25 protein-coding genes and 1 pseudogene are annotated in these 24,069 nt (G+C 73.7%); 13 read left to right on the top strand and 13 right to left on the bottom strand.

Annotated elements, in window-relative coordinates; translation table 11 throughout:
* Window positions 1–18: 18 nt before the first annotated feature.
* Together ACFYUZ_RS21685 and ACFYUZ_RS21680 are read right to left on the bottom strand one after the other, a co-directional pair.
* Window positions 19–783: a hypothetical protein gene (locus ACFYUZ_RS21685; RefSeq protein ID WP_389311586.1), complete on the bottom strand. Its 765-nt coding sequence runs from the start codon at window positions 781–783 to the stop codon at window positions 19–21.
* Window positions 784–852: 69 nt separating this feature from the next.
* Entirely contained in the window at window positions 853–2,121 is a 1,269-nt protein-coding gene (locus ACFYUZ_RS21680) for an MFS transporter (RefSeq protein ID WP_389311585.1), read from the bottom strand.
* Between the two features lie 39 nt (window positions 2,122–2,160).
* Between ACFYUZ_RS21680 and ACFYUZ_RS21675 the strand changes: the two genes are divergently transcribed.
* Window positions 2,161–2,661 (top strand): MarR family winged helix-turn-helix transcriptional regulator, encoded by a 501-nt coding sequence (locus ACFYUZ_RS21675; RefSeq protein WP_389311583.1) that lies wholly within the window; start codon window positions 2,161–2,163, stop codon window positions 2,659–2,661.
* A 2-nt stretch (window positions 2,662–2,663) separates the two neighbouring features.
* Here the strand turns inward: ACFYUZ_RS21675 and ACFYUZ_RS21670 are convergent, their stop codons facing one another.
* Window positions 2,664–3,338: a response regulator transcription factor gene (locus ACFYUZ_RS21670; RefSeq protein WP_389311581.1), complete on the bottom strand. Its 675-nt coding sequence runs from the start codon at window positions 3,336–3,338 to the stop codon at window positions 2,664–2,666.
* A complete protein-coding gene (locus ACFYUZ_RS21665; RefSeq protein WP_389311579.1) occupies window positions 3,335–4,525 on the bottom strand; it encodes a sensor histidine kinase in 1,191 nt (396 codons plus the stop codon). The genes ACFYUZ_RS21670 and ACFYUZ_RS21665 overlap by 4 nt, the downstream gene beginning before the upstream one ends.
* Window positions 4,526–4,638: 113 nt before the next feature.
* Here ACFYUZ_RS21665 and ACFYUZ_RS21660 point away from each other — a divergent pair, with 113 nt between their 5' ends.
* Both ACFYUZ_RS21660 and ACFYUZ_RS21655 read left to right on the top strand, forming a co-directional pair.
* Entirely contained in the window at window positions 4,639–6,180 is a 1,542-nt protein-coding gene (locus tag ACFYUZ_RS21660) for a hypothetical protein (protein WP_389311577.1), read from the top strand.
* Between the two features lie 234 nt (window positions 6,181–6,414).
* Window positions 6,415–8,052, top strand: a complete 1,638-nt coding sequence (locus ACFYUZ_RS21655) for a TROVE domain-containing protein (protein ID WP_389311575.1) — start codon at window positions 6,415–6,417, stop codon at window positions 8,050–8,052.
* Here ACFYUZ_RS21655 and ACFYUZ_RS21650 read toward each other — a convergent pair.
* Window positions 8,042–8,500 (bottom strand): TIGR03618 family F420-dependent PPOX class oxidoreductase, encoded by a 459-nt coding sequence (locus tag ACFYUZ_RS21650; protein WP_389311573.1) that lies wholly within the window; start codon window positions 8,498–8,500, stop codon window positions 8,042–8,044. The two genes, ACFYUZ_RS21655 and ACFYUZ_RS21650, sit on opposite strands and share 11 nt — an antisense overlap.
* A gap of 55 nt (window positions 8,501–8,555) precedes the next feature.
* Window positions 8,556–10,127: a serine hydrolase gene (locus ACFYUZ_RS21645; RefSeq protein WP_389311572.1), complete on the bottom strand. Its 1,572-nt coding sequence runs from the start codon at window positions 10,125–10,127 to the stop codon at window positions 8,556–8,558.
* Between the two features lie 300 nt (window positions 10,128–10,427).
* On the opposite strand from ACFYUZ_RS21645, the gene ACFYUZ_RS21640 reads away from it, so the two are divergent.
* Together ACFYUZ_RS21640 and ACFYUZ_RS21635 are read left to right on the top strand one after the other, a co-directional pair.
* Window positions 10,428–11,225 (top strand): thymidylate synthase, encoded by a 798-nt coding sequence (locus ACFYUZ_RS21640; RefSeq protein WP_389311570.1) that lies wholly within the window; start codon window positions 10,428–10,430, stop codon window positions 11,223–11,225.
* A gap of 8 nt (window positions 11,226–11,233) precedes the next feature.
* Entirely contained in the window at window positions 11,234–11,740 is a 507-nt protein-coding gene (locus ACFYUZ_RS21635; RefSeq protein ID WP_389311675.1) for a dihydrofolate reductase, read from the top strand.
* Window positions 11,741–11,772: 32 nt separating this feature from the next.
* Here the strand turns inward: ACFYUZ_RS21635 and ACFYUZ_RS21630 are convergent, their stop codons facing one another.
* The 5 genes from ACFYUZ_RS21630 to ACFYUZ_RS21610 all read right to left on the bottom strand — a co-directional run bounded on the left by ACFYUZ_RS21630 (window position 11,773) and on the right by ACFYUZ_RS21610 (window position 15,566).
* Complete coding sequence (locus tag ACFYUZ_RS21630; protein WP_389311568.1) at window positions 11,773–12,777, bottom strand: HEAT repeat domain-containing protein; 1,005 nt, start codon at window positions 12,775–12,777, stop codon at window positions 11,773–11,775.
* A 6-nt stretch (window positions 12,778–12,783) separates the two neighbouring features.
* A complete protein-coding gene (locus ACFYUZ_RS21625; protein ID WP_389311567.1) occupies window positions 12,784–13,452 on the bottom strand; it encodes a HEAT repeat domain-containing protein in 669 nt (222 codons plus the stop codon).
* Window positions 13,453–13,536: 84 nt separating this feature from the next.
* On the bottom strand, window positions 13,537–14,064 hold the full coding sequence (locus tag ACFYUZ_RS21620; RefSeq protein WP_389311673.1) for an NUDIX hydrolase family protein: 528 nt from the start codon (window positions 14,062–14,064) through the stop codon (window positions 13,537–13,539).
* 109 nt (window positions 14,065–14,173) lie between these two features.
* Window positions 14,174–14,557, bottom strand: a complete 384-nt coding sequence (locus ACFYUZ_RS21615; RefSeq protein WP_389311565.1) for a VOC family protein — start codon at window positions 14,555–14,557, stop codon at window positions 14,174–14,176.
* Between the two features lie 259 nt (window positions 14,558–14,816).
* Window positions 14,817–15,566 carry a GntR family transcriptional regulator gene (locus ACFYUZ_RS21610; protein ID WP_389311563.1) on the bottom strand — a complete coding sequence of 250 codons (750 nt, stop codon included), beginning with the start codon at window positions 15,564–15,566 and terminating at the stop codon, window positions 14,817–14,819.
* A 314-nt stretch (window positions 15,567–15,880) separates the two neighbouring features.
* Between ACFYUZ_RS21610 and ACFYUZ_RS21605 the strand changes: the two genes are divergently transcribed.
* The 5 genes from ACFYUZ_RS21605 to ACFYUZ_RS21585 are packed head-to-tail and all read left to right on the top strand — an operon-like array spanning window position 15,881 to window position 20,584.
* Window positions 15,881–16,993 (top strand): ABC transporter substrate-binding protein, encoded by a 1,113-nt coding sequence (locus tag ACFYUZ_RS21605; protein ID WP_389311671.1) that lies wholly within the window; start codon window positions 15,881–15,883, stop codon window positions 16,991–16,993.
* Window positions 16,993–17,886 carry an ABC transporter permease gene (locus ACFYUZ_RS21600; RefSeq protein WP_389311561.1) on the top strand — a complete coding sequence of 298 codons (894 nt, stop codon included), beginning with the start codon at window positions 16,993–16,995 and terminating at the stop codon, window positions 17,884–17,886. Before ACFYUZ_RS21605 ends, ACFYUZ_RS21600 begins: the two co-directional genes overlap by 1 nt.
* Complete coding sequence (locus ACFYUZ_RS21595; protein ID WP_389311559.1) at window positions 17,874–18,797, top strand: ABC transporter permease; 924 nt, start codon at window positions 17,874–17,876, stop codon at window positions 18,795–18,797. The genes ACFYUZ_RS21600 and ACFYUZ_RS21595 overlap by 13 nt, the downstream gene beginning before the upstream one ends.
* 3 nt (window positions 18,798–18,800) lie before the next feature.
* Window positions 18,801–19,886 carry an ABC transporter ATP-binding protein gene (locus ACFYUZ_RS21590; protein WP_389311557.1) on the top strand — a complete coding sequence of 362 codons (1,086 nt, stop codon included), beginning with the start codon at window positions 18,801–18,803 and terminating at the stop codon, window positions 19,884–19,886.
* Window positions 19,883–20,584 (top strand): HAD family hydrolase, encoded by a 702-nt coding sequence (locus tag ACFYUZ_RS21585; RefSeq protein WP_389311555.1) that lies wholly within the window; start codon window positions 19,883–19,885, stop codon window positions 20,582–20,584. The genes ACFYUZ_RS21590 and ACFYUZ_RS21585 overlap by 4 nt, the downstream gene beginning before the upstream one ends.
* 70 nt (window positions 20,585–20,654) lie before the next feature.
* Here ACFYUZ_RS21585 and ACFYUZ_RS21580 read toward each other — a convergent pair whose 3' ends face one another.
* Window positions 20,655–21,074, bottom strand: coding sequence for a carboxymuconolactone decarboxylase family protein (locus ACFYUZ_RS21580; protein WP_389311553.1), 420 nt, complete (start codon window positions 21,072–21,074; stop codon window positions 20,655–20,657).
* Between ACFYUZ_RS21580 and ACFYUZ_RS21575 the strand changes: the two are divergent.
* Window positions 21,052–21,664: pseudogene (locus ACFYUZ_RS21575) on the top strand (RNA polymerase subunit sigma-24); the annotation flags it as partial. The gene ACFYUZ_RS21580 and the pseudogene ACFYUZ_RS21575 sit on opposite strands and share 23 nt — an antisense overlap.
* 127 nt (window positions 21,665–21,791) lie before the next feature.
* A complete protein-coding gene (locus tag ACFYUZ_RS21570; RefSeq protein WP_389311551.1) occupies window positions 21,792–22,601 on the top strand; it encodes an alpha/beta fold hydrolase in 810 nt (269 codons plus the stop codon).
* Here the strand turns inward: ACFYUZ_RS21570 and ACFYUZ_RS21565 are convergent.
* Window positions 22,582–23,028 carry a hypothetical protein gene (locus ACFYUZ_RS21565; protein WP_389311549.1) on the bottom strand — a complete coding sequence of 149 codons (447 nt, stop codon included), beginning with the start codon at window positions 23,026–23,028 and terminating at the stop codon, window positions 22,582–22,584. The genes ACFYUZ_RS21570 and ACFYUZ_RS21565 overlap by 20 nt on opposite strands.
* 191 nt (window positions 23,029–23,219) lie before the next feature.
* Here ACFYUZ_RS21565 and ACFYUZ_RS21560 point away from each other — a divergent pair, with 191 nt between their 5' ends.
* Window positions 23,220–24,056: an SDR family oxidoreductase gene (locus tag ACFYUZ_RS21560; protein ID WP_389311547.1), complete on the top strand. Its 837-nt coding sequence runs from the start codon at window positions 23,220–23,222 to the stop codon at window positions 24,054–24,056.
* Window positions 24,057–24,069 lie beyond the last annotated feature (13 nt).

The following is a 24,069-nucleotide window of genomic DNA, read 5'->3' as shown; positions in this document are numbered from 1 at the left end:
CGTGCCCGGAGTTCCGGTTCATTCGGCGGCGATCCTTTCCATCAGCGTCACCGGCAGTGCCGGATTCTCCGCGGCGGCGCCTGCGAGCGCCCCGTCGGGACCGCCGAGCAGGGACTCCAGGACCGGTACCGGGAGGGCCGGATGGGCGGCCGCGTACTGCCGTACGTCCGGGGCCGCGGCCGTCAGGCAGAGCAGCAGCGTCTCCACGGGCGCGGCCGGGTGACGGGCGATGTCCCGAAGGAAGCGGCGGCCGACGGCCGGGTGTGCCGCCATGCGGCGCAACAGGGCGGCGGGGCAGGCGGGGTGGCGGGCGACGGGGCCGAAGACCGCGGGCCCGTGACGCTCCACCAGTTCGGCGAGCTTCCCGGGAGCCGTTTCCGGGCGGCCCGCGATCCGCCGGGCCACCCCCGGGTCCGGGTCGGCGGCGAGCACTTCGGCGGGCGCCTCGAACTCGTAGGCGACCTCCTGCCGCACCTCGGCGTCGGGGTCGGTGGCGGCTTCCCACCAGACGGCGAGCGGAGCCACCCCGCCGAGTACCGCGTCCAGCGCCCGCCCGGGGTGGCCTTCGGGGACGTCGGACCACGGGACCAGGCCGCGCCGCACCAGGCAGCCGGTGAGCGCCGGGTCGCCGACGTCGAGCAGGGCCCTGACCTGGTCGGTGGTCGGACGCTCACGCCCGGCCAGGGTGTGCAGGACGTCCTCGTCGCCGCCCGCCACGAGCAGGGCGAACGGCTCGGCGGTCAGCGCCGGATTCCCGGCCAACCCCAGCAGTGCGCCCCGCACCCGTTCCTCCTCGGCGGTTCGGCGTCCCCGGTGACCGATGCAACAGCACGGGCGGCCGGTGGGTCCACCTCATATCGCCGATGCGCGGGCGTGGGGGAGGTTCGTGTGCGGCGGGAGCGAGCGTTCCGCGTACAGGAGGATCGCCGCGCCCGTCAGGACCAGGAGGGCGAGCACCGTCCACAGGTGCCAGGGGCCCGTGTCGAGCAGGAAGCCCAGGAGCACGGGGGCGATGGTGCGGCAGACCGACCAGGACAGTTGGTGGACCGACAGGTAGCGGCCCCGCAGGTGGTCGGGGGCGGCCTGGACGGAGAGGCTCTGCGCGGGGGCGGAGTGGACGAGTTCGCCGCCGGTGTAGAGCGCGGCGACCGCCAGCACGGCGACGAGGGCGTCCGCGCCGTGGACCAGCCGGGGGAGGACGGCGAAGGCGGCGAACGAGAGCGCGAAGACGGTCGCGCCCAGTGCGGCCGTGCGGGTGCGTCTGCCGCGTGAGGCCAGGCGGGCGGCGGGGACGCCGAGGACGGCGACCAGCACGGTGTTGACCGCGAAGACCACGCCGGCCAGGGCGTCGGGCAGGGCGACGTCGCGGGTGAGGAAGACCGGCAGGGCCATGGCCTGGGTGGTGTAGCCGAAGGCGATGAGGAAGTTGGCCGTCGTGAGGAGCAGGTAGGGGCGGTCGCCGAGCACCTGGCGGTATCCGCCGCGGGCGTCCGGCCGCCTGGCGAGGCCGCGGACCCGGGGGATCCGGGCGACCAGGACGGCGGCGACGGCGAAGACCGCGGCCAGGGTCTCGGCGGCGACGACGAAGCCGGTGGTGCCGTTCCACGCGAGCATGCCGGCCGCGGCCAGGCTGCCGCAGCCCATGCCGGCGTTGCGCAGGCTGCGGTCCCACGCCAGGAGCCGGTCCCGCTCGGCGCCTCGGGCCAGGTCGCCGATGAGCGACTGCTGGCTCGGTGACGACGCCCACATCCCCACCGCGACCACCAGGGCGATCGTCAGGAAGGCGGGGTAGGAGTCGGCGAACGGGTAGGCGGCGAAGCCGATCGCGCGCAGCGCGAGCACGCCGATGAGCACGCGGCGGCCGCCGAAGCGGTCGATGAGGATGCCGGCGGCGGGCATGAACGCCAGGGCGCTGAGCCCGGCGACCGTGAGTCCCGTGCCGATCGAGGTGAGCGACAGACCGGTGAGGCCATGGACGAACAGCATGGTCAGCGGCACGTAGATGCCGTCGCCGATCGACGTGGCCAGGCTCGAGGCGATGAGGCGGCGGCGGGCGGGCGCGCCGCCCGCGGCGGGGTGGACCGTTCGCGGGGCGGCTTCGGGCACACGGGTATCTTCCACGGAAGATAATTTATCATCCGTGGAAGATATGCTGAAGGGATGGAGACCGATGCCATCGCGGCCATCGTCGATCAGTGGAGACGGGAGCGCCCCGACCTGGACGCGACGCCGATGCTCGTCATCGGCCGCCTCTTCCGGCTCGCCCAGACGCTCGACCAGCGGCTGCGCCCGCCCTTCGCCGAAGCGGGCCTGGGAAGCGGGGACTTCGACCTGCTCGCCGCGCTCCGCCGGGCCGGTGAGCCCCACACCCTGTCCGCGGGCGAACTCAGCCGCACCGTCCTCGTCACCACCGGCGCCATCACCAAGCGCGTCGACCGCCTCGAAGCCCGCGGCCTGGTCGCCAGGACCGTGGACGAGGCCGACTCGCGCGGACGGCTCGTCACCCTCACCGCCGAAGGCGTCGCCCTGACCGACGAGCTCATCGCCGTCCACCTGGACAACCAGCGCCGCCTCCTCGCCGGCCTCGGCGAGGACGAACGGGCCCACCTCGCGGGCCTGTTGGAACGACTCGCCGTCACGCTCTCGACGAGCGAGGACTGAGCTCAGCCGGTCGGAGCCTCGTCGGCGATGCGGTAACCCACCCCGGTCGTCGTCGTGATGACCGGCGGGCCGCCCAGCTTCCGGCGCAGGCGGCCGACGGTGACCGTCACGGTGTTGGTGAACGGATCGGCGTTCTCGTCCCACACCTGCTCCAGGAGGTCCTCCGCGCTGAGGAACCCCGGACTGGCGCGCAGGAGCGCCTCCAGGACGGCGAACTCCTTGACCGAGAGGGCGAGGGGACGGCCGTCCCGGACGGCGGTGCGGCGCACCGGGTCGAGTTCGAGCCCGGCGGCGCGCAGCGTACGGGCGCGGACGGTCGGCCTGCGGCGGGCCAGGGCCCGGATGCGCAGGACGAGTTCGGGGAAGTGGAACGGCTTGGCGAGGTAGTCGTCCGCACCGAGGGTGAGCCCGCTGACCCGGTCGCCGGGCGCCCCGGCCGCGGTCAGCATCAGGACCGTCGGACGGTCGTCCCGCCCGGTGATCATCTGACAGAGCGCATCACCGTGGATGCCGGGCAGGTCCCGGTCGAGGACCACCACCTCGTACGTGTTCACATCGAGCTTCGCGGCGGCCTCCAGTCCGTCGTGCGCGAGGTCGACGGCCATCCCCTGGTCCCGCAGCCCCTCGGCGACGACCTCGGCCAGCGACCGGGCGTCCTCCACGACCAGAACCCTCACGCCCGCACCCCCGTCCGTACCGCCTCGTTCTCCGGGGCGGCCGACGGCAGCGTCACCGCGACGCGCAGACCACCCTCCGGACGGGCCAGGAGGACGAGGCTGCCGCCGTGCGCGGAGACGATCGCCGCCACGATCGACAGGCCCAGGCCCGAACTCCCCTCCGAGCCCGTGCGGGCGACGCCGAGCCGCTCGAACGGCTGCCCCAGCCGGTCCACCCGGCTCTGGTCCAGGACCTGTCCGCCGGTCTCGACGACCAGGCGCGCGCCGGAGCCGTCGCTGTCCGTGGCGACCCGGATCCAACCCCTCTCCTCGTTGTGCGCGATCGCGTTGTCGACGACGTTCTGCACCATCCGGGACAGCAGCACCGCGCTGCCCCGCGTCCACGCCGCCGGCCGCACCTCGGTGTCCACGGCCAGGCCCTTCGAGGCGATGCCGGCCGCCCGGTCGCCCAGCGCTGCCCGCGCCAGCCCGCCCAGCGACACGAGGGTCCGGTCGGCGAAGGCGCCGTGCTGCGCGCGGGCGAGGAGGAGGAAGCCGTCGAGCAGACGGTCCACCCGGTCCAGCTCGGTCCGTACCCGTCCGGCGAGCGCGAGCGTCTGGGCCGCGGGCTCCGGTTTGGCGACGGCCACGTCCAGCGACGCCCGGATCGTCGCCAGCGGGGTACGCAGTTCGTGCGAGGCGTTGCCGACGAAGCGGCGCTGCGCGGCGAACGAGGCCTCAAGGCGTTCGAGGAGACCGTCGACGGTGTCGGCGAGCTCCTTGACCTCGTCGGCGGGGCCCGTCACGGCGAGCCGCTCGTGCAGGTTCTCCGCGGTGATCCGCCGCGTCGCCGCCGTGATCAGCCGCAGCGGACGCAGGACCCGGCCGGCCAGGAGGCGGCCGAGGAGGAGGGAGAGGCCCGCCGTCACCACCAGCGCGAGGAGCGAGGCGACGACCAGCCGGTGTTCCTGCCGGGCGTGCACCTCCGCGAGCTGCCCCTGCAGGACCCTGACCTGCTGGTGGGCGGCGGCGAGGTCGGAAGACCCGCTCGAAGAGGGCGCGGGGGCGTTCGCCGACGCGGGTGCGGACACCCGGACACCGGACATGACGTAGGTCAGGACGAGCAGCACGAGCCCGGAGCCGAGGAACCCCGCCGCGTACATGATCGTGAAGCGTCGTCCGACGGTCCCGTCCCGCAGCATGCCCATGATCCCCTTCCCGCGTGTGCCCGGTCGCGTCCCAGCATGCCCCGCCCCGCCTAACAGCGAGGTGACAGACGGGGTTCGGACCACGTCACGGCGACCTCCGTACAACCGTCGTCATGTCTTCGACCCACACGACACTCCACGCGGTCCACCGCGAGTGGACCGGCTTCCGGCGTCCGGGCCGGCTGGTCGCCATGGCGACCGCCGCGCTGGCCGTCGTCGTCCTCGGCCTGCTCTACGCCTTCGGCAACCACGCGTCCTGCGACGGCCCGTGCCCGGTCGACCCGACCGGGCCGGACGGCTCCCTCGTCAACGACCAGTTCTCGTTCATGCACCAGGACCTCGGCGAGAACGGCGGCATCACCGTCCGGATGACGTCCATGAAAGGCACGATCACCTACCCGCCGCCGCACCACGACCAGCTCGTCCCCGGCCTCGTGCCCTGGGCGAAGGCCGGGATCCTCATCAAGGACGGGACCCGACAGGGATCCTCGTACGCGGCGCTGATGGTCACCGGCGGCCACGGCGTGCGCATGCAGTACGACTACCTTCACGACATCGCGGGCAGTGCCGGCGACGGCGGCGGGGTCTCCGACCGGGCACCGCGCTGGCTGCGGCTCACCCGGTCGGGCGACACCGTCACCGGCCACGAGTCCGCCGACGGCAAGCGCTGGACGAAGGTCGGCACGGCACGGCTGCCGGGGCTCCCCGTGACCGTTCAGGTCGGCCTGTTCGCGACCTCTCCCGGCGACCTGACCCTTCGGCGCGCCGGCCTCGGCGCCGCCACGGAACAGGTGCGCTGGACCCAGGCGGGCGGCGTCTTCGACCACGTCGGCCTCAAGGGCACGGCCAAGACCGCCGGCTGGCGGAGCGACACCGTCGGGGAGGCGAACCGCACCGACTGGGAGAAGTACTTCCAGGCGTCCGGCGCGGTGGAGAGGAACGGGACGATCACCGTCACCGGATCCGGCGACATCGGTCCGGCGGGTGCCGAGGACGGCGCACGGCCGGTCGAGCGCACCCTCGGCGGCCTGGCCCTCGCCCTGCTCGTCGTGCTCGTGGTCGCGGTGCGGCTCGCCACGTCCGCTCACCGCCGCGAAGCCACGGGCGGCGCGCCGGTCACCCGCGCGGAACTCGGGGCGAAGGCGATCGTCGTCGCCGGCGTCACCTTCGTGACCGGTCTCCTCGCCCTCGGCATCGTGATGCCCGTCGGCGTGACGGTCCTGAAGGGCAACGGCGTCCCCGTCCTCGGCGTGTCCGCGCTCACCGGAGCGCGGGTCGTCGTCGGCACGGCCGCCGCCCTGGCCCTCGCCGCCGTGCTCGGCCTGGCGGTCGGCTCCCTGCTGCGCCGCGCCCGGGCGGCGATCCCCGTCGCCGTCCTGACGATCGTGGTCCCGTACGTGGCGACCTCCTTCCCGCTGCTCGCCGACGGCCTGTCACAGTGGCTGCTGCGCGTCACCCCGGCCGCGGGCTTCACCACCCAGCAGTCCCTCGTCGCCCATCCGCAGGTGACGGCCCACTACGCGCCCTCCACCGGCTACTTCCCCCTTCCCTGGTGGGCCGGAGCCGGCGTGCTGGTCGTGTACGTGGTGGTTCTGCTGGGCCTCGCCCTGCGCCGGCTGCCGGAGAGCGGCGCGCGGAGCCCGGCCCCGCTCTAAACCGCTGGTGCGCGGGCCGGCGTGCGTTGTACGTTGGCCCCGCGACCGCGCCTCCGATGCGCTCGGCTGCGGCTACTTCCTTCGAATCCAAGTGATGCCGCCGCCTTTCTGGATCTCGGTGGGCGCGGGCGCCTTCGCCCCGCCGGACGTCGTGGCCGGGGCCGTCCGATCCTTTGAATCCGGGAGGATTCACTGCCCCGTCACACCCCGCGCGTCTCCAAGGTCTGGTCCGAGATGCTCGTGGCCCCGCACGTCTCCGCGGCCGCCCGCGCCATGCCCCCGTCACCGCCACGGCTCCACCGCGCGCCCACCGGGCCCGGGTTCCGGACCCACGCGGGCGGTCCGGCCTTCGTCCGGGAGCCCCGCGACGAGCTCTTCCTCCTCGCGGTCGGCGACTTCGTCTCCCGCCCGACCTTCTACGAGACCGGAGCCGAGCGGGACGACCGGTACACCCGTCTCGTCCGCCGGCTCGCCGTCGAGGACCCCGAGTGGACGGCCGGCCTGCTGCGCTGGCTGCGCGGCGAGGGCAACATGCGCACGGCGTCCCTGGTGGGCGCCGCCGCGTACGTGAGGGCCCGGCTCGACGCCGGGGTGTCCGGAGGCCCCTCCAACCGGTCCGTGATCGACTCGGTGCTCCAGCGCGCCGACGAGCCCGGCGAGCTGCTCGCCCACTGGATCTCGACGTACGGGCGGAACGTGCCGCAGCCCGTGAGACGCGGCGTCGCCGACGGCGTGCGCCGCCTCTACACCTCCCGGTCCCTGCTCAAGTACGACACCGCCTCCCAGGACTTCCGCTTCGGCGACGTGCTCAACCTGGTGCACGCCTCCCCGGATCCGGCCAAGCCGTGGCAGGGCGCGCTGTTCCGCTACGCCCTGGACCGCCGCCACCACCCGGAGCGTGCGGTTCCGCCGGTCTCCGACCCCCTGCTGACGGCGCGTCGGGCGCTGACGGAGACGGCGGCGGACGAGCGGCGGGCCGTGGTGACCGGGCCGGACGGCCCCGCGCGGCTGGCCGCGGCCGGCATGACGTGGGAGGCCCTGGCGGGCTGGCTCCACGGTCCGATGGACGCCGCCGTCTGGGAGGCCGTGATCCCCGCCATGGGCCCGATGGCCCTCCTGCGGAACCTCCGGAACTTCGACGAGGCGGGAGTCTCGGACGAGGTCGCCGCCGGGGTCGCCGAACGGCTCTCGGACGCCTCCGAGGTCGCCCGGTCGAGGCAGTTCCCCTTCCGCTACCTGGCCGCCCACCGCAAGGCGCCGTCGTCGCGCTGGGCGGCCCCGCTGGAACGGGCCCTCGGCCACTCCCTGGCCAACGTGCCCGCCCTGCCCGGCCGGACCCTGATCCTGGTGGACCGGTCCGACTCCATGTTCTGGGACACCGTCTCCGAGCGGTCCGAGCTGACCCGCGCCGACGCGGCCGCCGTGTTCGGCACGGCGCTGGCCATGCGCGCGGAGCAGGCCGACCTGGTGGAGTTCGGCTGGGGCAGCGCAGCGGTGCCGTACGCGAAGGGCGAGCCGGTCCTCGAAGTGCTGAAACGCTTCCGCGACATGGGAGGCACCTACACCGCGAAGGCCGTACGGAAGCACTACCGGGCCCACGACCGGATCCTGATCGTCACCGACGAGCAGACCGCCCCGTACGAGCCCGCCGTGCCGGCCGACACGGTCCCGGCCCGCATTCCGGTCTACACCTGGAACCTGGCGGGATACGAGCCCGCCCACGGTTCCACGGGCCGCCACCGGCACACCTTCGGTGGCCTCACGGACGCGGCGTTCCGCGTGGTCGGGCTCGTCGAGGCGGGCCGGGAGGCCGTCTGGCCGTGGGCGTCGGGGGCGACGGACCGGACCCGGTCCGCTCGCGTCAGCCGTTGATGTCGAGCACCGTCCCGTACAGACGCGAGACCTTCAGCCGGACGACCACGCGCCGCTCGGCGACCTGCTGCTCCAGGAACGCGCTCTCGTCCTCGGGCCTCGCGGCCTCCGGAATCATCGCGAGCAGCTCCCGCCCGGTCGCGTCCCCGGGCGTCGTCGTGATCTCGGAGACCTCGGCCTCGCCCTCCGCCACGGCGAACGACCACACGTCGCCGCCCGGCACGTGGACGGCCGCGCGCGGGTCACGCCGGAGCTGCTTCACCTTGACGCGGTCGGCGGTGGTGGAGAACCGCACGACGCGCGCCTCCGCGTCCCAGCTGTAGAGCATGGTGGTCAGATGAGGATGACCACTGCTCTTGTTGGTGGCGAGGGTGCCGAACCGCTGCGCGCTCAGCAGTGCGGAGAGGGCGTCGTCGGACAGGGGCCGGGGTGCGGGACCTTGAGTCATGACGTGATCAACTCACCCGCGTGCCCGTGCATTCCACGCCGCCCGGGAGTCGCCCTCACCTGCCTTCGACACGGGTGAACGTGCCGAGGCCCTCCGTGTTCAGGTACTCGACGGTGAAGGACTTCCCGTCCGGGGTGAAGGTGACCCCGGTGAGGCCCACCGCGTTCTCGCCGGCCGTCGGGAAGCTGAACGTGTCGCCGTCGTAGTGCGTGAGCCGGTACGTCTGGGGCTTCGGGCCCAGACGGAGCGTCAGGACGCCGTCCGTGCCGGCCACGACCTCGGCGCGCCCGTAGTACGAGTTCTCGTACGTGCCCGCGTACGCGTCGGCGGCCTTCGCGGGCGCCGCGCCGGACGGCGGGTGGGCGTAGTCGGTCTTCGACCGGCCCGCGTCCGCCTCCTGCTGGTACAGCGCGTCCACGAGCGGGATCCAGTCGCGGCTGATCTTTCCGGTCTGCGCGATGTCGAAGAAGTCCAGGGCGACGGCGTCGGCGACGCCGACCGGCGAGGTGTTGGTCAGGACGACGATGCCGAGCTGCTCACCGGGCAGCATCGTCACGTTGGTGTGCGCGCCCTGGGCGAACGCTCCCGTGTGCGAGAGCCTGAGCCGGCCCTCGTCGTCGTAACTCACGTTCCAGCCCAGGCCGTAGAAGCCGGCCCGGCCGGCCGGGGCGTGCGGCGGGTTCGACACCGACTCGGGCCAGTGGGTGCGCTCCAGGGCCTCGGCGTCGACGATCTGCTTGCCGCCGAGCTTGCCGTTCGCGAGCTGAAGCCTGAGCCACGTGGCCATGTCACGGGCGCTGGAGCTGACGCCGCCGGCGGGGGACTGGGCGTCCGGGTCCCGTACGAACGCCGCCTTCCAGACGCCGTCGACCTTGACGTGGCCCCAGGCCCGGTCGGACGCCTTCACGAAGTCCTCGAAGCGCGAGCTCGTGGAGTTCATGCCGGCCGGCTTGTAGAGCGTGTCGGCGGCGAGCTTCTCCCAGGGCACGCCCTTCTCGTCGGCGACCGCCTGGGCGGCGGCCGTGAGCCCGAAGTTCGTGTAGGCGTAGCTGGCACGGAAGGGGGTGAGGGGCTCGTGGCGCAGGTGGGACAGGATGTACGCGCGGTCGTAACCGAGGTCCTCGAGCAGGTCACCGGCGTGGTCGGGGAGGCCGCTGCGGTGCGAGAAGAGGTCGGCGACCGTCACGTGGGAGGTGACCCACGGGTCCTTGAGGGCGAAGCCCGGCACGTGCGGGGCGACCGGCTGGGTCCAGCCGTCGGTGCCCACGGCCCCGGAGACGACGGTCGAGGCGATCGGCTTCGAGACGGAGGCGAGCTGGAAGACGGTGTCGGCGTCGACGGCGGCGCTCTCGCCGGCCTTCCGCACCCCGTACCCCTTCAGATGGACCACCTTGCCGTCGTGGACCACGGCGACGGCCACGCCCGGCGCCCCGGTGCGTTTCATGGCGTCCCTGACGACTCCGTCGAGCCGGTCGACGGCGCGCTTCACGTCCGCGTCGTCGAGCTGGGCCGGGGGCTGGGCGGGAGGCGGCGAGGGAGGCGGCGACGGGGACGGCGAGGGGCCGGGCGCCGCGGCGCCGACAAGAGCCGCCAGTCCTGCCGCGGCAAGCCATCGAACGGTGCTCACCCCTCCATTGAAAGGCCTGTGCCGATGCCTGTCGCGCGCTGCCGTCACCACCCCCTCACCACGGCCCCCGCCGCGCGCCGTCGACGTCGGTGGATCCCCGGGGAACGGCTTGCCGGACCAGCGGTGCCGTTCCTGGCGTCGGAGCATGACCCACGTCTCCGCCGGCGTCTCCGCCGGGCCCCGGCGTCTTCGCCCTCCACGTCGACGAGACCGCCCGCACCACGGTGACCAGCGGCTGAAGGCGCGGCACGGCCGACCACCGTCGAGGTCGCGCCGTGCCCGGCGGTAGACTCGGCGACCGTGGCGGATACCCAGTACGAAGACTTGTTGAAGATGGTGCTCACCTCGGGAACGGCCAAGGCCGACCGGACGGGCACAGGCACCCGGAGCGTCTTCGGACACCAGCTCCGCTACGACCTCTCGCAGGGATTCCCGCTGGTCACCACCAAGAAGGTGCACCTCAAGTCGATCGTGTACGAGCTGCTGTGGTTCCTCCGCGGCGACTCGAACGTCGGCTGGCTCCAGGAGAACGGCGTCTCCATCTGGGACGAATGGGCCGACGACAAGGGCGAGCTCGGGCCCGTCTACGGCGTCCAGTGGCGCTCCTGGCCCACGCCCGACGGCCGGCACGTCGACCAGATCAGCCAGATCCTCGACACCCTGCGCCACGACCCGGACTCCCGCCGCATGATCGTGTCCGCCTGGAACGTCGCCGAGCTCGACCGGATGGCGCTGGCCCCCTGCCACGCCTTCTTCCAGTTCTACGTCGCCGACGGCAGGCTCTCCTGCCAGCTGTACCAGCGCAGCGCGGACCTGTTCCTCGGCGTCCCGTTCAACATCGCCAGCTACGCCCTGCTCACCCACATGGTGGCGCAGCAGACCGGCCTCGAGCCGGGCGACTTCATCTGGACCGGCGGCGACTGCCACATCTACGACAACCACGTCGAGCAGGTGACCGAGCAGCTCAGCCGCACCCCGTACGACTTCCCCGAGCTGAAGCTGCACAAGGCCGACTCGCTGTTCGACTACGCGTACTCCGACGTCGAGGTCGTGGGCTACCGGCACCACCCGGCGATCAAGGCCCCGGTCGCCGTATGAGCACGGGTGTGAACATCGGGCTCATCTGGGCGCAGACCACCGACGGCGTGATCGGCGCGGACAACGCGATCCCGTGGCGCCTGCCCGAGGACATGGCGCACTTCAAGGCGACCACCCTCGGCCGCCCCGTGATCATGGGCCGGAAGACCTGGGACTCGCTGCCCGCACGCTTCCGCCCCCTGGTGGGCCGCCGCAACATCGTGGTGACCCGCGACGAGCGGTGGACGGCGGAGGGCGCGGAGCGCGCCGGCTCCGTCGACGCGGCGCTGGAGCTGGCGGCCGGGTCGCCGGATCCGTCCGACGGGGCTCTCGCCTGGGTGATGGGCGGTGGCGAGATCTACCGTGCCACCCTGCCCCACGCCAGGACGCTCTCGGTGACGGAGGTCGACACCGCTGTCGCCGGCGACACCTACGCCCCGTCCCTCGACCCCGACTGGCAGCTCTCGGAGGACACCGGCTGGCGGGACTCCACGACCGGCCTGCGCTACCGCATCCGCCGGTACGACCGCCCGTAACCGCCCGGCCGGGGCCAGCCCGGCCGTGTCCGTCAGCGCGCCCCGCGCATCCCGAGGATGTACGAGGCGGTCAGCGCGACGGCGCGGTCCCCGTCGTGGGACAGCTCCGTGAGGGCGCGTGACGCGCTGTGTCCCGGGATGTCCGCGAGGGCCTGCGTCAGCCGTCGACGCGCCGACGGCCCCGTGGTGTCGTGGGCGAGGCGGTCGACGAGCAGGCCGGTGATGCGGTCCGCGAGCGCGGGACGGCCCGCCAGTGCGCTCAGCGCGTCGGCCGCGTCGACGTCGTTGGCCTCCTCGACGACCATGTCGATGAGCGTCGGGACCGCCTCGGGCGCGCCCCGTACCCCCAGCTCCAGGGCCGCGTGCCTGCGGACCGCGATGTCGGCGTCCCCGAGGGCCTCCCGCAGCAGCCCGGTCGCCCTGTCGCCCGGGATCTCCGCGACGGCCCGGACGGCACGGTCGCGGACCTCGGCCAGCGGCGACCCGAGGCCGCGTGCGAGCAGCGGCAGCCCGTCCTCGCCCGAGCGCGCAAGCGCCCAGTGGAGGGCTCCGGCCACGCTCGGGTCCGTCTCGCTCAGCACCGCCTCGACCAGCGCCTCCACCGGCACCGGCGCCTCCTCCGCCGAGGACAGGGCGGCGCGCTGCCGCCTCTCCGGGCTCTTCGAGCCCAGCGCCTGGAGGAGGGCGACGACCTGGAGGACGTCCTGCCAGCCGGAGGGCTCCGCGGAACCGATCCGGCGCAGCCGTGTGAGCAGCTCCGTCTCGGCCGCGATGCGCTCGCGCGTCTGGCGGATCAGGTCGTCCACGAGCTCCGAGGGCGCGAACCCGGGATCGTCGAGCGCGCGCCCGACCTCGCGCAGCGAAAGCCCCAGGGACCGCAGGCTCTCGATGTGGAAGACGCGCCGGATGTCCGCCTCCGCGTACTCCCGGTAGCCGCCGCCCGTCCGGCCCGTCGGCCGCACCAGGCCGAGCGCCTCGTAGTGCCGGAGCATGCGGGCGCTGACCCCGGAGTGCTTCGCCACGTCACCGATCAACACCGACGGTCACTCCTCCTGGCCGGCCGGGCCGAGCACCACGATCCGCTTCGCCTCTTCGACCGCGAGGTCGAACCCGGCTTCCGGGTCGCGCGCCAGCTTCTCCGTGGCGATCGCGTGCCGACGCACAGGGGGGCGGGGATCCGACTTCGCGGCGCGCAGGACCGGCGTCATCGCCTCGCCGAGCGCGATCAGTGCCCGGCTGAGGCTCAGCTGCGTCTCCCGCCCGCCCCGCCCGAGCTGGGTCGCGAGCACTCCGGCCGGCTCGGACTCCGAGCCCTCCGGCACGAGCACGACCGCCGCCCGCCAGGCGCTCCGTGCCACCTCGTCGTCCGGGTCGGTCATGAGCTCCCGGGTGATCGCCGGCCAGGCCCGGGGGTCCCCGATCTTGGACAGGGTGTGCAGGGCCTGGCTGCGGGCCTGGGCCGGCTCCGCGCGGAGTTCGTCCAGGAGCCGGGGGAGCGTCAGCGCCGGAGAGTGGCGGGTGAGCGCCCACGTGAGCATTTCGCGTACCTGGAAATCGGGCTCGATCGCGCAGCGTCCCACGAGCTCGTCGACGCACCGCGGATCCGGTGCGGTGCCCACCGCGAGCGCGGCCCGCAGCCGCACCGACGCGTTGTCGCTCCCGAGCCCCCGCAGAGCCCGCATCACGTTCGTGGCCTCGTTGGCCATGGTCATGGGACCACCTCCTCGGCCACAGTGAAGACCTTGTCACCGTGTCAAGGTCAAACGGTGCCGCGCGGCCCTGCGGGGGAGCGGGGTTCAGTAGGTGTGTCCGACGTGGGCGAGGGCCTGCTTGAGGAGGTGTCCCTGGCCGCCGGGCATCTCGTTCTGCACGGCCGGGGAGGCGGCTTCCTGCGGGCTGAACCACACCAGGTCGAGGGCGTCCTGCCGAGGGCGGCAGTCACCCGTGACCGGGACGATGTACGCGAGGGACACGGCGTGCTGGCGCGGGTCGTGGAAGGGCGTGATGCCGGCGGTCGGGAAGTACTCGGCGACGGTGAAGGGCTGCAGGGAGGCGGGGACGCGGGGGAGGGCCACGGGTCCGAGGTCCTTCTCCAGGTGGCGCAGCAGCGCGTCACGGACCCGCTCGTGGTGCATGACGCGGCCGGACACCAGGGTGCGGCTGATCGTTCCCTCGGCGCCGATCCGCAGGAGCAGCCCGATGCTGGTGACTTCGCCGCTGTCGTCCACGCGCACGGGGACGGCCTCGACGTACAGGATCGGCATCCGGGACCTGGCCGTGTCCAGTTCGTCCGTGGTCAGCCAGCCGGGCGTGGTCTCAGTCATGTCGGACATCGCTTGATCATACTTTCCGGGCGGGGCTTCGGCCCAGGCCGCGTGTCCGCCGGCCGGGTGGGAGTCCGGGCGGATGCGGCCGGTCGCTGCCGTGGGGCCGTCAGAGGGGCTTGAGCCGCTGGTGCAGGAGGCAGAACTCGTTGCCTTCGGGATCGGCCAGGACGTGCCAGTTCTCGGTGCCGCTCTGGCCGACGTCGACGGGCTCGGCGCCGAGCGCGAGCAGCCGCTCCAGCTCGGCGTCCTGGTCGCGGTCGGTGGCGTTGACGTCGATGTGCAGACGGAGCTTCCCGGTCCGCGGCTCACTGCTGGGGCTGAGGACGAGCGTGGGCTGCGGGCCGCCGAATCCGGTGCCGGCCGGTCCGATCTCGATGCTTCCGTCGTCCTCGCGGCCGATCTCGACGTAGCCGAGGACCTCGCTCCAGAACGTGGCGAGCCGCTCGGGGTCGGCGCAGTCGAGGACCAGCTCGCTGATGCGGGATGCCATGCCGGCGAGTCTACGTGCCGTCCTCCCGTGACGCACCGTCATATGGACTCGTCGAACTGGTGGTTGACTGCCGGGAAAGTCCTTCACGGCACACCTGTCCACCTCGACGGCCCCGACGGCGAGCCGTTGCGCCCCCCCGGGGGCGGCTGCTCGGACCGGGCCCGCCGAACGCCTTCGACCTCTTCTCGGGGGCCCGCGAGGGCGTCACTTCGACCGGCCCGAGGAACGACGGGGCCGCTCGGCCCCGGCGCGCAGTCCGTCACGTCAACAGCGAGCCGGGGTCCCGCATCAGCGGCGCCGTGCCCACCGAGTTGCTCACGTTGAAGGTGACGCTCCCCGCGCGGTAGCGGTCCTCCGTCCACTCGATGGGGCGGCCGTCCTGGTTGCTCGTCAGGTGGCGCTGGCGCAGCAGCGGGCTGCCCCGGCGGACCCGGAGCAGACGCGCGTCGTCGCTCCCGGCGGGAACCGCGTCGATGAGGTGCTCGCCGTAGTGCGCGACGATCCCCGCCTCCTCGGCCATGCTGTCCATGATCGAGGCGCAGTCGGCGGGCAGCGACTCGACGGTGGGCGCGACCCACTCCGCGTACGCCGTGCGTTCCAGCATCACCGGTTCGTCGTCCAGGCAGCGCAGGCGCAGGACGTCGAGGACCCCGGCCCCCTCCGGGAGGGCCAGCCGGCGCGCCTCCTCCGGGGTGGCCCGGCGCCGCTCGCGGTGGAGGAAGCGGCTCGCCGAGCGGTAGCCCATCGTCCGCGCCCACTGGGCGAAGCTGTGGAGCTCGGCGAAGCTGTGCCGGCGCTCCCTGCGGAGCACGATGCGGCGGGCGCCCTGGCGCGAGCCGATGATCCCCTCGGAGGTGAGCAGGGCGACGGCCTGGCGCACCGTGCCGCGCGACGCGGACCAGCGGTCGGCGAGGTCGCTCTCGGACGGCAGGCGGGCGCCGACGGCGTACTCGCCGTCGAGGATCGAGCGACGGAGTTCCTCCGCGATCTCCACGTACAGCGCCGTCACGATGCCTCCCTCTCGTCCTTGACCGTGCGCACCCGGTCACGGGGCGTGGTGTCCCGACGGCCACCCTAACCCGGCGAGCGGGCACGGGACGGTTTTGTCGGCTCACCTCAAGTCCACGCGGTTCAGACGTGGTTCATCACAACCGGCTCTTCCGGGAGGCGTCTGGATTTCGCCATGCTCCGTTCACTTTCCGGACAGGAGGCGCGGGCGAACTGGGGGCGGCTTGTTCAGACAAGTTCCTTCCCCCTCTTCAGTCGCTCCACTCGCTTCCGGGAGAACCCGTGCGCAGAACCCCCGTCCGCGGCGCCGCATTCCTGCTCGGCGCCGCCGTCCTGACCACCGTCACCGCCTGTGGTGCCGCTCCCGAGGGCGCGGCCGGCGCCGAGGGCACGAAGTCGGCCACCGCGAAGTCGGTCGAGGACTTCGGAGGCATGGACGCCCTCGTCGAGGCGGCGAAGCGGGAGGGCGCGCTGCACGTCATCGCCCTGCCGCCGGACTGGGCCAACTACGGCGAGCTGATCAAGACGTTCGAGACGAAGTACGGGATCAAGGTCGAGAGCGAGAACCCGGACGCCTCCAGCGCCGACGAGATCGCCGCCGTCAAGTCCCGCAAGGGCCAGAAGCGCGCCCCCGACGTCCTCGACCTCGGCATCGCGTTCGCCCGCAGCGGCGCCGAGGAAGGGCTGTTCGCCCCGTACGAGGTCGAGGCCTGGGACAAGATCCCCGCGGCCCAGAAGGACGCCGACGGCCGCTGGTACAACGACTACGGCGGCTACGTCTCCATCGGCTGCGACGCCGAGCGGATCCCGAACTGCCCGAAGACCTTCGCCGACCTCCTCAAGCCCGAGTACAAGGGCAAGGTCGCCCTCAACGGCAACCCGGCCAAGTCCGGTTCCGCCTTCGGCGGCGTGTACGCGGCCGCCCTCGCCAACAAGGGCTCCTTCGCCGACATCCAGCCCGGCATCGACTTCTTCGGCGCCCTGAAGAAGAGCGGCAACTTCATCCCCGTCGAGTCCACCCCGGCCACGGTCGAGAAGGGCGAGACGCCCATCAGCATCGACTGGGACTACCTCAACGCCGGCTACGCCGACCAGTTCAAGGGCAAGGGCGTCGACTGGAAGGTCACCGTCCCGGCCGACGGCGTGTACGCGCAGTTCTACTCCCAGGCCGTCAGCAAGGACGCCCCGCACCCCGCCGCCGCCCGCCTCTGGATGGAGTTCCTCTACAGCACCGAGGGCCAGAACCTCTGGCTCAAGGGATACGCCCGGCCCGTCCTGCTCCCGGCCATGACCGCCGACGGCAGCGCCGACAGGACGCTCACGGCCAAGCTGCCCGAGGTCACCGGCACCCCCGCCTTCCCGGCCGCCGCCGAGCTCGACAAGGCCAAGGCCACCCTCGCCGAGAAGTGGGACAAGGCCCTCTCCTGATGTCCTCAGCCACCCCCACCACGGGAACCGCCGGCGGCTCCGGCCGCCGGCGGCGCGGCCCGCGCACCTGGCTCGCCGCCCTCCCCCTGATCGCCTTCACGGCCCTCGCCTTCGGACTGCCCCTCGGCGCCCTCCTGCACGGCGCCGTCACCCGCACCGATCCCGCCACCGGCGCCACCGCCCTCACCGGCGAGCACCTGAGCCGCTCCCTCCAGGGCCCCTACCTGGGCTCCCTCCTCGGCAGCCTCCAACTCTCCGCGCTCACCGCCCTGATCGGCTCGGTCCTCGGCGTCCTCATCGCCCAGGCCGTCGTCACCTCCCGCTCCCGGGCCCTGCGCGGCGCCGTCCTCACCGCCTCCGGCGTCCTCGCCAACTTCGGCGGCGTCCCCCTCGCGTTCGCGTTCATCGCGACCGTCGGCATCTCCGGAGTCGTCACCCGGCTCGCCGACCTCACCAGCCTCGGCTGGAACCTGTACTCCTTCGGCGGCCTCGCCGTCGTCTACCTGTACTTCCTCGTCCCCCTCATGGTCCTGGTGATCCTGCCCGCCCTCGACGGCCTGCGCCCCCAGTGGCGCGAGGCCGCGCAGAACGCGGGCGCCGGCGCGTGGCAGTACTGGCGCCACGTCGGCATCCCGGTCCTCGCGCCCTCGCTGCTCGGCGGGTTCGTGCTGCTCTTCGGCAGCGCCTTCGCCGCCCACGCCACCGCCGCGGCCCTCGTCGGCGGCTCCGTACCCCTCGTCACCCTCAAGATCGCGGACGCCCTCTCCGGCAACGTCCTGGTCGGCCAGGAGAACGTGGCGCTCGCCCTCGGCCTCGACATGATCCTGATCGCCGGCCTGGTCATGGCGGTCCACCTCCCCCTCCAGCGCAGGAGCGCCCGATGGCTGCGATGACCCCCACCGCCCCGGACGTCACCCCGGAGCCCGGGGCGCGCACAGCGGACCGGACCACCGCTCCCGTACGGATCCGACGCCGCCCCCGCCCGTGGCGCGGCCTCGTCCTCGGCCTCGGCGGCGCCTACTTCCTGGTCCCGCTCGTCGCCTCGTTCGTGTTCACCGTGCACACCCCCGGCCAGGGCGTCTCCTTCGAGGCGTACACCGCGCTGCTCTCCGCCGACGGGTTCACCGAGAGCCTGCTGCTGTCCCTCGGCCTCGCCGCCGCCACCATCGCGCTCGCCCTGCTGCTCGCGGTGCCCGCCCTGGTGGCCGCCCGGCTCGGCGCACCGCGCCTGCGCCCGGTCGTCGAGGTGATGTGCACGCTGCCGCTCGTGGTGCCGCCGATCGCGCTCGTCACCGGGATCAGCACCGTACTGCGCTGGGGCCCCGACCACCTGTCGCGGACCCCGCTCTACCAGACGTTCCTCGCGGTCCAGGACGAGGACTTCCCCCTCGTCCTGGTCCTCGCGTACACCGTCATGGCCCTGCCGTTCGTGTACCGCTCCCTCGACGCGGGACTGCGCGCCGTCGACGTCCCCACGCTCGTCGAGGCGGCCCGCAACTGCGGAGCCTCCTGGCCGTACGTCATGCTGCGGGTGGTCCTGCCCAACCTGCGCTCCTCGCTCGCCGGCGCCGCGTTCCTCACCCTGGCTCTCGTCCTCGGTGAGTTCACCACCGCCTCCGTCCTCGGCTTCCGGCCGTTCGCCGTGTGGATCGTCTCCATCTCCGGCGCCCAGGCCCGCGTGTCGGTGGCGGTCTCGCTCCTGAGCCTCCTCGTCACCTGGCTGCTGCTCCTCGTCCTGTCCCGGGCCGGAACGGCCCCGACCGGCGCGCCCGGCGCCCCCCGCCCCTCCCGCAAGGAGTCCTGACCCATGACCTCTGCCACAGCGGAACGGACGGAGTCCACCACCGCCACCGGCGCCCGCGTCGAATTCCGCGGCCTGCGCCGCGCGTTCGGCACCACCGTCGCACTCGACGGCCTCGACCTGACCGTCGAGCCGGGCGAACTCCTCGCGCTCCTCGGCCCCTCGGGCTGCGGCAAGACGACCGCGCTGCGGGTCCTCGCCGGCTTCGAACGCCCCGACTCCGGCGAGGTCCTCGTGGACGGGACGGACATCACCCACGTGCCGGCCAACCGCCGCGACGCCGGCATGGTCTTCCAGTCGTACAGCCTCTTCCCCAACCTCACCGCCCGCGACAACGTCGCCTTCGGCCTCCGCGTCCGCAAGGCCAAGGCGGCCGAGCGCCACGCCCGCGCCGCCGAACTCCTCGACCTGGTCGGCCTGCCCGAGCACGGCGACCGCTACCCGCACCAGATGTCCGGCGGCCAGCAGCAGCGCGTCGCCCTGGCACGGGCACTCGCCCTGCGCCCCCGCGTCCTGCTCCTGGACGAACCCCTCTCCGCGCTCGACGCCAAGGTCCGGCTCAGCCTGCGCGAGGAGATCCGGCGGCTCCAGCTCTCCCTCGGCATCACCACCGTGTTCGTCACCCACGACCAGGAGGAGGCGCTGTCCACGGCGGACCGCGTCGCCGTCCTCAACGCCGGGAAGCTGGAGCAGTGCGCCGCCCCGGCCGAGCTGTACCGCCGGCCGGCGACCGCCTTCGTCGCCGAGTTCGTCGGCACCATGAACCGCCTGCCGGGCCGCCTCACCGACTCCGGACTCGTGGAGGCGGCGGGCAGCCGGCTCCCCGTCGACGGCGACGTCCCCGGCACCCGCGACGTCGAGGTGCTCGTCCGCCCCGAGAACGTCACCGTGACCGCCGACCCCGACGGAGAGGCCGTGGTCGTCTCCACCTCCTTCTTCGGCTCCGTCACCCGCGTCCACCTCGACCACCGGGGTACGACGGTCAAGGCCGACCTCCCGTCACGCGACGCGGGCGAACTGGCTCCGGGGACCCGCGCCACCGTCGGCCTCGCCCCACACCCCGCGCTCGTCGTCCCGAAGGCGGAGCGGTGACCGCACTCGCCGCCGTCCTCTTCGACATGGACGGCACCCTCGTCGACACCGAGGTCCTGTGGTGGGAGGCCACGGAGGAGGTCGCCGCCCGGCTCGGACACCGGCTCACGCGGGCCGACGCGCCCGAGGTCGTCGGACGCGCCGTCGAGGACACCGCCGCCCACCTCGTACGCACCACCGGCGCGCACGACCCGGACGGCGTCGTGACGGCGCTGACCACCGCCTTCCAGCGGCGCGTCGACGAGGGCGCGCCGATGCGCCCGGGAGCGGACCGCCTCCTGGCCGAACTGGAGCGGGCGGAGCTGCCGTTCGCGCTCGTGAGCGCCTCACCCCGATCGGTGGTCGACTCGGTCGTCGGCGGCGCCCTCGCGCACGTCCCCTTCGCCCTCACGCTCTCCGCCGACGACACCGTACGGACCAAGCCGCACCCCGACCCGTACCGGGCGGCGGCCCAGCGGCTCGGCGTCCCGGTGACGGCGTGCGTGGCCGTGGAGGACTCGCCGGACGGAGCGGCCTCGGCCGACGCCGCCGGCTGCACGGTCCTGGTCGTCCCCTCCCTCCTGTCGGTGCCACCGGGTCCCGGCCGGATCTTCGCGGCCAGCCTGGAGGACGTGTCCCTCGACGGCCTGCGCCGCCACGTCCGGGACGGGGCGGCCGCCCGCAGCGGAGAGCCGCCGGAGCGGGGGCACGGCGGCTGATCCGGACGCACGCGACCGGCCCGTCCCCGGACGGGGGAACCCCGGGACGGGCGCGCGCCCCTTCCGCCGGTCAGCCGGCCGTACGGGCGAACAGGCCGGGCTCGTACGAGCCGCCCGGCTGCCGCACGATCACGCTCATCCGGGTGGCCGCGTTGATCAGGGCGACCGCACAGACCAGTGCGCCGACCTGGTCGTCGTCGTAGTGCCTGCGCACCTCGGCCCAGGTCTCGTCGGACACGCCGTGGTCGCCGAGCCGGGTGCCCTCCTCGGCGTGCGCCAGCGCGGCCCGCTCGGCCTCGGTGAACACGGTGCTGTGCCGCCAGGCGGCGACCAGGGCGAGCCGGACCGCGGGCTCACCGGCGGCCGCGGCCTCCTCGGCGTGCGCGTCCACGCAGAATCCGCAGCCGTTGAGCTGGCCCACCCGAAGCTGCACCAGCTCCCGCAGGGACTTGGGCAGCGTCGACTCCTGGGTGGGAGTCGAGCCCGGCACCGTACGGGATCCGCGCGCGTACCTGGCCCGGATCACCACCCGTCAGGCACCGACCCATCGGCGCGCGCTCGGCCGCCGCAAGGAGTCCTCCCCCGGCCCCTGGCTGCCCGAGCCGCTGCTGACCGCGCCCGACGTCGCCGAGGACACCGGCCGCCGTCCGCCAGATCGCCCACCGGGCGCGCGCCCACGTCGCCGCGCGCCGACCGCGCGGAACCGCCTCCGCCGGGGAGGCCCGCCGCACCGTCGAGGCGTTCCGCCGGGCGGTCGAGACGGGTGACCTGCAGCGCCTGCTCGACGTCCTCGCGCCCGACGTCGTCCTGCTGACCGACGGCGGCGGAGTCGTACGGGCCGCCCCGGCGCCCGTCGTGGGGGCCGACGAGGTGGCACGGGTCCTCGGCGGGATCGGCGCCGCGGCGGTGCTCCGGCCGGCCGGGATCAACGGCGATCCGGCACTGATCGTCCACCTGGACGGGGAGGTCGACACCGTCCTCGCGATGCGCGTCGACGACGGCCTCGTCACCGGGCTCTACGCCGTGCGCAACCCCGAGAAGCTCTCGTACCTGGACGGGGAGACCGCCCTGAGCCGTTGAGCCGCTGAGCCGTCGAGTCCGTTCCCTCTGTTCCCGTCCGTTCTCGTCCGTTCCCGGACGAGCGCCCGGCTGTCCCTCCACCCCTCTCCTTCCTATGCTGGGGGAAGGAGAGGTGAGGAGGGCCGCGATGGCCGCCGTCGCCGTGCACAGCGCCGCCCTGGGGGAGGGGCGCCCCACGCTTCCGTACGCGGAAGCCGGCCGGCCGGGGGGCACACCGCTCGTCCTGGTGCACGGCTACCTGGACTCCTGGTGGACGTTCGAGCCGATGCTGCGCCGCCTGCCTCCGCGCCTGCACGCGTACGCCCCGACCCAGCGCGGCCACGGCGACGCCGACAAGCCGCCCGACGGCTACCTGCCGGAGGACCTCGCCGAGGACCTGGTCGCGTTCATGGACGGCGTGGGCATCGAGCGGGCGGTACTGGTCGGCGGGTCGAGCGGCGGCGTGCAGGCCCGCATCGTGGCGGGCCGCCGGCCGGACCGGGTGGCGGGACTCGTCCTGCTGGGCGTCCCGGCCACCCTCGTGGACAAGCCGAAGGCCGCGGAATTCTGGGAAGTGGTCAGGGAGTTGAAGGATCCCGTGGATCCGGCGCTCGCGGCGGCCATGGCCGACGGCCTGACGGCGACCCCCATGGGGCGCGGCTTTCTGCAGACCGTCGCCGACGAGTGCCTCAAGGCCCCGGCCCACGTCTGGCGCGAGACCCTGCGCGGCCTGCTCGAGACCGACCTCCGGGCCACCCTCGCGGGCATCCTCGTCCCCACCCTGGTCGTCTGGGGCGACCAGGACCCGATCCTGACCCGCGAGGACCAGCAGACGATCCTCGACACGATCCCCGACTCCCGGCTCCTCGTCTACGAGGGCGTGGGTCACGTCCCGTACTGGGAGGACCCGGAGCGCGTGCTCCGCGACCTGACGGACTTCATGGCCGACCGGGCGTGAGGCCCGGAGGGCGGTAACGGTCCGCGCCGGACAGGGCGTCGGTGATCGGCCGGGTGGCGAAGTCGCGGTCGTCGGTGATCCGGTTGACGACCTCCGCCAGGAGGAAGGCGGTGGCCTCCAGGGCGTTCGTCTCCTCCCGGGTCCACTCCCCGTACTGCCCGCGCCACAGGCTCGGACCGAGGCCGGTGCCCGCCGCGACGGCCAGGCCGGCCATGGTGGGGACGGCCTCGGGCCTGATGCTTCCGGACATCCGGAGCATCGCGGTCACGAGGGTGGGCACGACGTACTCGACCACGTCCAGCATCCGCCGTTCGGGATCGACCTCGGTCCTGCCGTCGTAGACGGCCCTGAGCCGCGAGTCGATCAGCAGCATCGCCGCGCTCACGTCACCGGCGGGGGCGTACTGGGGGTCGCAGGACGACGGCACGGGCTCCTCCTCGTGCGGCCGCGGTCGGGCGGCCGACAAGTCCGTACGCCAGACCGCCGGCCGGCTGGGGGTCCGGCGAACGCCCGGGGAAGCCCCGGAGGGGTGACGGCGTACGGAACGGCGGTGCCGGCGCCGGGAGAACGGGACGGATCCGTTCCCGGGTGCCGGCCGCCGACGTACCGTGGGGCGGCATGACGGTACTGATTGTCGGCGGCAGCGGGTACCTCGGCGCTGAACTCGCCCGCCAGGGGAGCGCGGAGGGCCGGGGCACGGCCGCCACCTTCCACTCGCGCCCGGGCGGGGCACCGGGGGTGGCGTGGCACCAACTGGATCTGCGCGATCCCGCCCGCCTGCGGGAGGTGCTGGACGCGGTGGATCCCCGTGTGGTGATCAACGCGAGCAGCGGCGGGGCCGACTGGGCGGTCACCGCCGAGGGCGGCGTGCTCCTGGCCCGGACCGCGGCGCGACGGGGCATCCGGCTGGTGCACGTCTCCACCGACGCCGTGTTCCCGGGCCGCCCCGATCCGTACGACGAGACGTGCGTGCCGGAACCGGTCACCCCGTACGGCGCGGCGAAGGCGACGGCCGAGACCGCCGTACGGCTGCTGTGCGCGGACGCGGTCGTCGCGCGGACCTCGCTGATCGTCGGCGACGGCCGGTCCGAGCACGAACGCCTGGTGCACCGGCTGGTGGCGGGCACGCGCCGCGGGGTCCTGTTCACCGACGACGTCCGCTGTCCCGTCCATGTGCGCGACCTGGCCGCCGCGCTCTGGGAACTCACCCGGTCCGAGGCGACCGGTGTCTTCCACCTCGCCGGCCCGCAGGCCGTCACCCGCCACGAACTCGGCACGCTCATCGCGCGGCGGGACGGCCTCGACGCGTCCCGGCTGGCGACCGGCCGCCGCGCCGACACCGACCTGCCCGGCGGCCTCCGCATCGTCCTCGACGGTCGCGCGAGCCGGCGCCGACTGGTCACGCGCCTGCGGGGGGCCCGGGAGTTCCTCGCCCCCCGGGCCGACGGCGGGTGACGCCGCGACGGCG

It is taken from the genome of Streptomyces sp. NPDC004266 (genome assembly GCF_042874095.1).
Classification (GTDB): domain Bacteria; phylum Actinomycetota; class Actinomycetes; order Streptomycetales; family Streptomycetaceae; genus Streptomyces.
This window is presented reverse-complemented; position numbering and strand designations above follow the sequence as displayed.